Origin of the sequence: Silvanigrella sp. (genome assembly GCF_044369315.1) — a bacterium.
GTDB lineage: Bacteria > Bdellovibrionota_B > Oligoflexia > Silvanigrellales > Silvanigrellaceae > Silvanigrella.
In genome coordinates this window covers 1-10167 of the sequence record NZ_JBIPMD010000111.1, presented here as the reverse complement: position 1 = coordinate 10167, position 10167 = coordinate 1, and the positions used below count along the sequence as shown (strand labels likewise).

11 protein-coding genes are annotated in these 10167 nt (G+C 28.9%); 8 read left to right on the top strand and 3 right to left on the bottom strand.

Translation table 11 applies throughout. The annotated features are described in order from the left end of the window. Window positions 1-46 precede the first annotated feature (46 nt). From ACIQ56_RS10015 to ACIQ56_RS09995, 5 genes are read left to right on the top strand one after another with little or no spacing between them, the layout of a single operon-like run. The gene (locus ACIQ56_RS10015; protein WP_397600924.1) at window positions 47-1126 is read left to right on the top strand and encodes an argininosuccinate synthase; all 1080 of its coding nucleotides are present in this window, start codon (window positions 47-49) and stop codon (window positions 1124-1126) included. Between the two features lie 53 nt (window positions 1127-1179). Beyond that, on the top strand, window positions 1180-2226 hold the full coding sequence (gene argC, locus ACIQ56_RS10010; protein ID WP_397600923.1) for an N-acetyl-gamma-glutamyl-phosphate reductase: 1047 nt from the start codon (window positions 1180-1182) through the stop codon (window positions 2224-2226). A 12-nt stretch (window positions 2227-2238) separates the two neighbouring features. Next, a complete protein-coding gene (gene argJ, locus ACIQ56_RS10005) occupies window positions 2239-3447 on the top strand; it encodes a bifunctional glutamate N-acetyltransferase/amino-acid acetyltransferase ArgJ (RefSeq protein ID WP_397600922.1) in 1209 nt (402 codons plus the stop codon). A 2-nt stretch (window positions 3448-3449) separates the two neighbouring features. Further along, on the top strand, window positions 3450-4298 hold the full coding sequence (gene argB, locus ACIQ56_RS10000; protein WP_397600921.1) for an acetylglutamate kinase: 849 nt from the start codon (window positions 3450-3452) through the stop codon (window positions 4296-4298). Window positions 4299-4312: 14 nt separating this feature from the next. Continuing rightward, window positions 4313-5527: an aspartate aminotransferase family protein gene (locus ACIQ56_RS09995; protein WP_397600920.1), complete on the top strand. Its 1215-nt coding sequence runs from the start codon at window positions 4313-4315 to the stop codon at window positions 5525-5527. Here ACIQ56_RS09995 and ACIQ56_RS09990 read toward each other — a convergent pair. After that, a complete protein-coding gene (locus ACIQ56_RS09990; RefSeq protein ID WP_397600919.1) occupies window positions 5510-6208 on the bottom strand; it encodes a pirin family protein in 699 nt (232 codons plus the stop codon). The genes ACIQ56_RS09995 and ACIQ56_RS09990 overlap by 18 nt on opposite strands. Before the next feature lie 27 nt (window positions 6209-6235). Beyond that, on the bottom strand, window positions 6236-7081 hold the full coding sequence (locus ACIQ56_RS09985) for an SCO family protein (protein ID WP_397600918.1): 846 nt from the start codon (window positions 7079-7081) through the stop codon (window positions 6236-6238). A 189-nt stretch (window positions 7082-7270) separates the two neighbouring features. Here ACIQ56_RS09985 and ACIQ56_RS09980 point away from each other — a divergent pair, with 189 nt between their 5' ends. Both ACIQ56_RS09980 and ACIQ56_RS09975 read left to right on the top strand, forming a co-directional pair. Further along, window positions 7271-7411: a hypothetical protein gene (locus tag ACIQ56_RS09980; protein ID WP_397600917.1), complete on the top strand. Its 141-nt coding sequence runs from the start codon at window positions 7271-7273 to the stop codon at window positions 7409-7411. Further along, window positions 7392-7874 carry a dioxygenase gene (locus ACIQ56_RS09975; RefSeq protein WP_397600916.1) on the top strand — a complete coding sequence of 161 codons (483 nt, stop codon included), beginning with the start codon at window positions 7392-7394 and terminating at the stop codon, window positions 7872-7874. Before ACIQ56_RS09980 ends, ACIQ56_RS09975 begins: the two co-directional genes overlap by 20 nt. Before the next feature lie 2 nt (window positions 7875-7876). Here the strand turns inward: ACIQ56_RS09975 and ACIQ56_RS09970 are convergent, their stop codons facing one another. Then, window positions 7877-8581, bottom strand: coding sequence for an SIMPL domain-containing protein (locus ACIQ56_RS09970; RefSeq protein ID WP_397600915.1), 705 nt, complete (start codon window positions 8579-8581; stop codon window positions 7877-7879). A 165-nt stretch (window positions 8582-8746) separates the two neighbouring features. On the opposite strand from ACIQ56_RS09970, the gene ACIQ56_RS09965 reads away from it, so the two are divergent. After that, entirely contained in the window at window positions 8747-9628 is an 882-nt protein-coding gene (locus tag ACIQ56_RS09965) for a hypothetical protein (RefSeq protein WP_397600914.1), read from the top strand. Window positions 9629-10167: the final 539 nt, after the last annotated feature.

Sequence of the window (10167 nt, the reverse complement as noted above, 5' to 3'; positions counted from 1 at the left end):
TCTCCATTTAAATCTCCTCCTCAAAAGGAGATTTAATTCTGGATTTATGCTTTGTAAAAATCACTTATTGGGAGGACACTTTGTAACGGACTTTCTCTGGAAACTATTGAAGTCCGGGGCTAAATATGAAGGCGAATATTTATTAGGTACTTTATCTAGACCTTTGATTGCTAAAAAATTGGTAGATATCGCCATTAAAGAAAATGCAACTGCCATATGCCATGGAGCAACAGGAAAAGGGAATGACCAAGTCCGCTTTGAGCTTGCTATTAAGTCATTTTCTTCAAAATTTAAAATTATTGCTCCTTGGAGAACATGGAATATTACATCAAGAAGTGAAGCAATTGATTATGCTCATTCTAAAAATATTCCAATCCAAGCGACAAAAAAGTCCCCCTACTCGAATGACAGAAATATTTGGTACGTTTCACATGAAGGTGGTGATCTTGAGACAACAGAAAACGAGCATAACTCTGAATTTTATCAAATGACAAACGCTTTAGATAAAACACCAAATCACCCTGACTTTATATCAATTCAATTTTCTCAAGGAATACCTATCGCTTTAAATCAAGTAGAATATTCTCCCGTTGAGTTACTTTATAAGCTCAACGAAATTTCTGGAAAACATGGCATCGGAATTATAGACATTATAGAAAATCGTTTAATCGGAATGAAATCAAGGGGCGTCTATGAAACTCCAGGTGGAACGGTTTTATATAAAGCACACCAATATTTAGAAAGTATTTGTTTGGATAAAAATGTTCTGCATATGAAACAAAAAATTTCACAAGATTATGCAAATTTAGTTTATAATGGACAATGGTATACTCCATTAAAAGATGCCTTAGATGTCTTTATAGATGAAACACAAAAAAATTTAACGGGTGAAGTGAAATTAAAATTATTTAAAGGACATTGTTTATTTTCAGGAGCCCAATCTCCTTTTAGTTTATATCATAAAGATTTTTCAACATTTGAAAAAGATGATGTTTACAATCAATTTGATGCCCAAGGTTTTATTCAAATATATGGTTTACCAATAAAAATAAATTCAATTATGAAAGAAAAGAGTTTAAAAAATTTTCATTCAATAGAAAACATGAGAGAGAATAATAAATTATAAAAATAGGATTTTTTAATTTTTATTTTTTTAATAAAAATATGATTGGTGGATAAATGATAAAGGTCAGTGTTATAGGTGCAACGGGATATACCGGAATAGAATTGATAAGAATATTAAAAAATCATCCTATGGTTTCTATTTCAAAATTATATTCTGAATCTTATAAAGAAAATAAAGCAGATGAAATTTATCCACACTTAAAAAACAATCTCAATTTAAAATTTTGCGAATTTTCAAAAGAAAAATTTGAAGATGATTGTGACGTTATTTTTATGGCCCTTCCCCATGGCCATGCATTAAATTTAGCTTCTTTTTTTATAAATAAAAATAAAAAAGTTATTGATTTCAGCGCAGACTTTCGAATTAAAGATAAAAATAATTTTTATCAATGGTACCAAAAAGAACATACAGAAAAAGAAATATTAAAAAATGCTCTTTATGGTTTACCAGAAATTACAGATAAAATAAATTATAATCATATTGATTTTATAGCAAACCCAGGTTGTTATCCTACCGCAATTCTTTTAGCTACAATTCCTCTATTAAAATTTAACTTAATTGAAGTTGAACATTGTATTTTTGATGCAAAATCGGGTGTTTCTGGAGCAGGAAGATCTCTTCAGCTAAATTCCCATTTTTGTGAAATTAATGAAAATATCAATGCTTATCAAATTGCAGGAAAACATAGACATATTCCTGAAATTGAAGAACAACTTAACAAATTTTCTATAAAAAATTTAAAAATTCAATTTACTCCACATATAATTCCTGTTACGCGAGGAATGCATATCACTTCTTATTTCCATTTAAAAGATAATGTTTCAGAAAACGATATTTATGAATCCTATTTAAATTTTTATCAAAAATCCTCTTTTATAAGAATATATAAAGACAATAGCTTACCGCAGATTAAAAATATTAAAGGGACAAATTATTGTGATATAGGATTTCAAATCGATCCCAGAACAAATAAATTAATTGTTATCAGCGTAATTGATAATTTAATTAAAGGTGCTGTTGGACAAGCAATTCAAAATATGAATTTAATGTTTCATTTAGAAGAAGACTTGGGGCTTCATTTTATTACAAATTATCCATAACAGGAGAGTAAAATGTATCATATAATTGATGGTGGAGTCTGCGCACCACAAGGTTTTTTAGCAAATGGAGTTTATGCAGGCGTAAGAAAAAATCCAAATAAATTAGACTTAGGGCTTATTTATAGCGAGTTCCCCTGTGTTTCAGCAGGAGTTTTTACCATAAATAAAGCTAAAGCAGCTCCTATCATAGTAACTCAAGATAAATCTAAAAAAGGAAATATTCAAGCCGTTATTATTAATAGTGGCAATGCCAATTATTGTACCGGTGAATTAGGTATTCTTCATGCACATCAAATGGCAAATAAAACGGCTTTAAAATTAAAATTAGGCCCCTTGAATGTAGCTGTAGCAAGTACAGGTGTTATTGGTGTTACTTTACCTATTGATAAAATATTATCTGGAATCGATCTCATAACGCATAAATTAACAAAAAATAGCCAAGCTGCAACTCAAGCTATTATGACAACAGATACTTATTCTAAAAGTATTGCCATCAATCTTAAAATTTGTGGAAAAAATATTACCATAGGTGGTATGGCGAAAGGATCTGGTATGATCCATCCCAACATGGCTACCATGCTTGGTTTCATAACGACCGACATCTCTATAAGTCAGGATATTCTTCAATATACCCTTCATAAAGTAAACGAAGATACCTTTAATATGATTACAGTCGATGGAGAAACATCAACAAATGATATGGTTTTAGTATTAGCGAATGGACTCGCAAATAATCCTGAAATAAATTCAATAAAAGATCCTGACTGGATCATATTTTATGAAGGTTTAAAGTTTGTTTGTCAATTTTTATCAATGGAAATTGCAAGAGATGGCGAAGGTGCAACAAAGTTAATTGAAGTAAAAGTAACAAATGCGAAAAATAAAGATCAAGCAAAAATCGCCGCACGGACCATTTGTGGATCACCTTTAATTAAATCTGCTGTTCATGGTGAAGATGCAAATTGGGGAAGAATCGTCAATGCATTAGGTTACTCGGGAATTGATCTTGATTTAAATAAATTAAGCGTTTCTTTAGAAAAAATGAATTTGTTTCAAGAAGGTGTTGCTATTTATTTTGATGAAATAGAAGCTAAAAATTTACTAAAGAAAAAGACTGTGCATATTTATATCAATTTAGGTCTAGGCAAAGAAGAAGCTGTTGCATGGGGCTGCGATTTAACAAATGAATATGTAAATATAAATGCTTCATACAGGACTTAATCATGAATCCTTATTCTTTAACCTTTGATAAAAATATAACCATTAAATCAAAAGATTTAAAAGAAAATATATTCGTTATAAAATGTGGTGGCTCTCTATTAAGTAACAAAATTTATTTAGAACAAATTATCAAAGAAATATCTCAAATTTATCAACTCGGAATTAAAATTATTTTAGTCCATGGAGGTGGAAATGAAATCAATGATATTTGCAATAAATTTCATATTTCTTCAAAATTTTTGAACGGACAACGAGTCACAGATAAAGAGACAATGGAAATAGTTCAATTGTCTTTACATGGAAAAACAAATAGGAATATAATTTCTTCTTTTAATAAGTATAATGTAAAATCAATCGGAATAAGTGGACAAGATTCAAAGACGATTGAAGCAAACATTAGAGATGAAAAATTAGGGTATGTAGGAAATATTACAAATGTCAATTTAAATCTTATTGAACATTTATTAAATGGAAATTATTTACCCGTTATATCTAGTTTAGCAACAGATAAACAAGGGAACACATATAACATTAATGCAGATATTATGGCAGCAGAAATTGCTATTGCCATATCTGCAGATAAATTTTTAATATTAAGTGATATTGATGGAATATATGATGATTATAAGAATAAAAACTCATTGTACCATGATATTACATTAAACCAGATAGAAAAAGGAATACAAGATAATAAATTTACAGACGGCATGCTTCCTAAATTAGAAGCATGTTCTTTATTGATCAAAAAAAAGAAAACAGATTGCCAAATCATAAATGGAAAAAAAGAAAACAATATTCTTGAATCTTTAATTTTTAATATGCCTATAGGAACAAAAATAATTAATCTATAATAGAAGAGACTTTTATGCGGACAAATAAATATTATATTGAACAAGAAAAAATATATATTATGAATACATATAACAGATATCCTATTACGTTAATAAAAGGAAATGGACAATTTGTTTGGGATGTTGAAGAAAATAAATACTTAGACTTTTTAAGTGGTATTTCTTGCACTCTATTAGGACATAATCACCCTAAAGTAATCAAGGCAATAAAAGATCAAGTAGATTTTATTTTACATACTTCGAATTTATTTTATTCTCCACCGAACATTGAGCTTGCAAAATGTTTGATTGAAAATGGGGACCTTGATTCCCTATTTTTTTGTAACTCTGGAACAGAAGCTAATGAATGCGCAATTAAATTAGCAAGAAAATATCAATGGAGTTTAGGAAAAGAACAAAAAAATGTAATTTTAAGCGCCCATCATTCATTCCATGGAAGAACGTTAGGTGCTTTAGCAGCAACAGCAAAACCAAAAATACAAGAGGGCTTTTCTCCGTTACCTCTTGGTTTTAAATATGAATCCTGGGACGATACCGAAGCCTTTTGCAAAGCTATTGATGACAACGTTGCCGCTGTTATTTTAGAACCTATTCAAGGTGAAGGTGGCATAAATCAACCTCCCGCTGGCTTTCTCAATAAAATCCGCCAAATTTGTACAGAAAGAGATGTTCTCCTCATATTTGATGAAATTCAATGTGGACTCGGAAGAACTGGATTTTTATTTGCCTATCAATATTTTAATGTAACACCAGATATCATTACTTTAGCAAAAGGGATTGCATCGGGTTTACCGCTAGGTGTTGTTTGTGCAACTCAGAAAGTAGCCAAAACTTTTTCACCTGGTGATCATGGAACGACCTTTGGTGGCAACCCTGTTTCCTGTTCGGCAGCTCTTGCAACTATAAATATTATTTTAAATGAAAATATTCTTGAAAAAGTTAAAGAGCTTGGAACTTATTTTAAAGATAAATTATGTTTACTTAAAAAAAATTATCCTAAATATATTTTAGATATAAGAGCTACTGGTTTGATGATTGCTATTGATTTTAATTTTAAAAATCTATTGATTGTCGAATATCTTCAAAAACAGGGAATTTTAGTTCATACATGTGGTGAAAATTCTGTTAGATTATTGCCATCATTTGTTATAAATAAAAAAGATATTGATATTTTTATTGAAAATGTTAAAGAATATTTAAATGATATTAAATTAAGGCAAATCAAATAATAAAAATTGACATTGCGAATTATTTGTTGAAAAATTTAAAATATCTCCATCTGAAATCGCAACCCCATCTCCTTGCTCCAAATAAATTTGTTCATCCAAGATCATTTCCCCATGTGCAATTTGAATCCAAGCATGTCTTTCTTTTTCTACTTTATATTTTAGACTTTCATTTATTTCTAAATTACCTTGGTATAATTTAATGTCTTGTTTAATTTTTAATGAGTTTCTCTCTCCATTTGGAGAAACCAATAAAATAAATTTTTCATTTTTATTTTTAAAATCTTGCTGCTGATATAAGGGTTCTTCATTATTTATATTTGGTTCTATCCAAATTTGTAATAAATGAACAAGTTCTGATTTAGAATGATTGTATTCACTGTGCCTTATTCCATTGCCAGCACTCATCAATTGGACTTCACCTGGATAAATGACAGAGCCCGTTCCTAGACTGTCTTTATGTTCAAGACTTCCCGATAAAATATAAGTTATAATTTCCATATTTTTATGGGCGTGAGTTGGAAAACCTTGACCAGGTTCCACTTTATCTTCATTTATGACTCTCAGCTTACGAAAGCCCATAAATTTGGGATCATAATATTCTCCAAAAGAAAAAGAATATTTTGCATGCAACCATCCATAATCGGCTGTTCCTCTATCTGAATTTTTACGAATTTGTATCATAAAAAAGGAACCCTTTAATTGATAAAATTAATGATAAAGCTTCTTTCGTTTATTATAATAAAAATAAACTAAAATTCCTAGAAAAGACATCATAGCAATTCCGACTGTTCTCATAATCCCCATTGCTAAACCCGTATAAGCTCCTGCGTTTGGATCATAATAACAACAAAATAATAAAAATCTATCTGTCGTAGAACCAAGCTTTCCTTGGGAAGCATCCATGAGAGAAAATTTAACATCATTCACTTTATAAGAAATTCCATAAATATATCTTGTAATGGTCCCATCTGGGGCAATAAAAAAAATTGCGGCTGTATGAGAATATTCATTATTTTGAGGAAGATACTTATAATAAAATCCAACTTGTTTCGTTATTTTATCAATACTTTCTTGATTTCCAATAAAAAAATTCCATTCTCCCTCAGGTTGACCAACTAATGATAAATATTCGTTATGCTTTTTTTTGGCATCTTCTGGATTATCGGTAGGATCAAAACTTATCGTAGCAATTGAAAAATCTTTGCCAATAGGCCATCCGAGTTCTTTTATCGTTTTTGCAACATTAATAAGTTGGACACTGCAAAGACTGACACATCGATAATAATTTAAAGTTAATAATATGGGTTTGCCCTCTTTTGTTAATTCTTTTAATGATTTTATTTTTCCAGATTGATCTGTAAAGGTTAAATTCATATCAATTTTGTTACCTAAATGTTCTTGTATGGTGACACCTTTATTTGATTCAGGAATGGAATCGACAGGAGGAAGCGCCGAATTTCCGCCAGGCTTATAATTTAAAACCTGAGAATATATTGGATACATAAGTATAAATAACAATATAACTATTATTTTCTTTAAATACAAAAAATACATAAATCAAAAATCCTCGTTTAAAAACAATCATTCCTTACGCATTTTAGAATTATGAAATACAAATTCAGAAATCAAGAGAATCTTATTTTTATTTAAAAAAATAATTTATCTATGCCAAATTTTACTGCTTTCTTATTTTTTATAATTAATGATAAAATATAAATATAATTAAAATAAAATGGAGAATAAGTGAAAAATAAAAGTACATTACCTTGTTTATTTATTGCACATGGAAGCCCCTTGAATGCCATTTTAAAAAATGACTACACAGAAAAACATCAATCCATTGGAGAAGAGAAGATATTTATTTTTGTCTCAATACGATCCTAAAATAGATGCTAAAAGAGGTATTGAACATGGAGCTTGGAGTATATTAATTCATTTATTTCCACATTATGATATTCCAGTGCTTCAATTAAGCCTAAATTTAGATTTTAAATTACAACAACATTATGAGATAAGATCTCTTTTAAAGCCAATAAGAGAAGAAGGAGTTTTGATAATCGGTAGCGGTATCTTTGCTTTTAGTGAAGAAATAAATGCCGAATCACCTGATTGGGCAATTGAATTTGATCATTCTATTAAAAAAGCATTAATCGAAAAAAACCATGAAACCATAATAAAATATAGAAGATTATTTGGAAAAAGCGCTAAACTCTCTGTCCCCACAGATGAACATTATATCCCTTTAATATATATTATTGGATTGCAGAATGAAAAAGACCAAATAAGATTTATTTATGAAAAATTTCAAAATAGCGGAATGTCAATGAGAAGTTTTATTTTAGAATAATGCTATTTAATAAAAAATTCAATTGAGGTAACAACTCGAACTTTTTTCATAATACTCGCTTCATCTGAGTACATATCATTTGGATTTGAGTTTACCGCTGTAATAGATATTGTTCCTTGTGATGCTTTTTTAATTTTTCCAATACTACTATTCGAATTTTTAGCAAAAGTTTCTGCGGCATCTTTTGCATTTGTCGTTGCTTTATTTAACATTTCTGTTTTAATTGAATTTAATTCAGTAAACATGTATCTTATGTTGCTATAATTAATAACGATACCTGATTCAACTAAAGCACCTGTTTTTTGAGCTACCGAATTCACAAGATCAACTTTATTTGTCGATAAATTAATTCCTGAGTTTGCAAAAAAACGAGGTCCTTTTTTATTATCATATGAATTGTGATTGTCTTGAACAGAAATAGCTTGTTTTTCAATTTCATTTTCTGAGAAACCTTGATCTAATAAAAACTTTATTATGGTATTTTGAGAAAAAGAAAGATCAGAATATATTTTTTTTAAATCATCATTAGATAAAGTAAAATTAATTTGCCAAGAAGCTAAATTCGATTTTACTATTTTTTCATCTAAACCTTTTACCTCAACAAAACGGCTAAAGTTTCTATAATTTTCTATAGAATTACTTAGCACAAAACTTGAAATAATAACCCCGATTGTAATAATAACAGATGAAATAATTGTATTTTTCATTTTTTTTCCTTTAAATAAAATAAATGCTTTATTTATGAGAGAATAACTACATATTCAAAAGCAAATACTTATAACTCATTTTCATTAATTTAGAAAGGCTTGCTCTAACTATTCAAATTTGTTACTGCAAAAAGGAAAGGTATTTTATTTTATGGAGTTCAATCTATGCAACACCCTTTTTATATGCAACTAAATGTTTCTGCAAATGAAGCAAATCGTCTTTACTGGAATGGCCAATATTTTTCGCTTGAAATTGTTATGATTTTTCCAAAACAACTGGAATCAAAAGAAGATGTTCAAAATATTTTAGAAAACGGATCCCTTGTTTTAAAATTAACCCCTTTTAAAAATCAATTTCGTGCAAAAATGCTTGCAAATTTAGCGGATACAGAAAGCACTGAAAAAGCGAATATCATTGGATTAACGATTTCTATGAATTTAAAAACTTTAAAAGTGATTGAAATTCAAGATTCTCGCGAAATTCAGACCACCCTAAATCAAGAAGGAACAGGAACAATTCATTCTGGTGAAAGCAATTCGTTAAAATTAACCGATAAAGAAAAGCTTAAATTGAGCCAATCTATTGAAAAACTTGCGAACGGAAATTTATTACCCCATTTAAGACAGCCTTTCGTAAGTTTTGAACCTGAGTTTTTAGATGAACAATGGCAAGAACGAATCCCAAAAAGACAAAAAAAATCGGCTCTTATTCCCTTTCAAGCCGTATTTCCGCACTCAGGCGGTATTGAGCGTTTTCATGAAAAACAAATTTATGCGATAGATGATCTTTATTGTGTAAATCCAGAATGCGATTGCAATGAAGTAACATGTGTTGTCTTAACATTTGATCCAAAAACAGGTAGAGAAATTACGCATGGCGGATTTAAATATCATTTAGAGAAAAAAATCTTTAAAAATATCCCAAATTTTCCAAGTAATTTTAACTCACAAGAATGGTTTAAACAATTTAATAAATTAAGTCCTGTTAATTTATCTTATGCTTTTGAAACAAGATATCAGTTTTTAAGAAATAATATTAAATCTTAGCCCTATAAAAGTTACAATTTCATTAAATTTATATTTTTAATAATGAATTTAATAGCTTTCTCTTCTTTCTATTTCATCCTCATTTTTTAAAATAATCCTTGATTTTTTATTTTCATTCTAATATACTTATAAACTGATACACTCGTGTATATATGTAAGTCCCAAAAAAGGAAAGAAAATCATGACAGTCCGCTTACGAGAGAGTAAAATAAAATTAACAATATCAAACTCATCTACTTGTAAATCTTCTGCTGCCTATTCTTTTTATTCCTTCCGATTTTATAATTTTTAATAAATCCTATTTCACAAAAAAATAAATATTTTAAATTCATTTCATTCTCATTTTGAAATGATTATAAAATAAAAAAAATTAAATTAACAAAAATTTTATTTAAATTTTAAATAAAGGAACAAAATTATGGTGCGCCAAGATAAGTGCGTAAGAACCAGTGAGTGCGAATCTCACCCACGTAAAGATTAGCCATCAGCGTGGAAGTAAGCAGTGCGATTAATAAGGTAACAAATTAATTGAAGCCATT

Coding starts and splice junctions, on each gene's coding strand:
- ACIQ56_RS10015 (WP_397600924.1), top strand. CDS start 47: ATGCTTTGTAAAAATCACTTATTGGGAGGACACTTTGTAACGGACTTT.
- argC (WP_397600923.1), top strand. CDS start 1,180: ATGATAAAGGTCAGTGTTATAGGTGCAACGGGATATACCGGAATAGAA.
- argJ (WP_397600922.1), top strand. CDS start 2,239: ATGTATCATATAATTGATGGTGGAGTCTGCGCACCACAAGGTTTTTTA.
- argB (WP_397600921.1), top strand. CDS start 3,450: ATGAATCCTTATTCTTTAACCTTTGATAAAAATATAACCATTAAATCA.
- ACIQ56_RS09995 (WP_397600920.1), top strand. CDS start 4,313: ATGCGGACAAATAAATATTATATTGAACAAGAAAAAATATATATTATG.
- ACIQ56_RS09990 (WP_397600919.1), bottom strand. CDS start 6,208: ATGATACAAATTCGTAAAAATTCAGATAGAGGAACAGCCGATTATGGA.
- ACIQ56_RS09985 (WP_397600918.1), bottom strand. CDS start 7,081: ATGTATTTTTTGTATTTAAAGAAAATAATAGTTATATTGTTATTTATA.
- ACIQ56_RS09970 (WP_397600915.1), bottom strand. CDS start 8,581: ATGAAAAATACAATTATTTCATCTGTTATTATTACAATCGGGGTTATT.
- ACIQ56_RS09965 (WP_397600914.1), top strand. CDS start 8,747: ATGCAACACCCTTTTTATATGCAACTAAATGTTTCTGCAAATGAAGCA.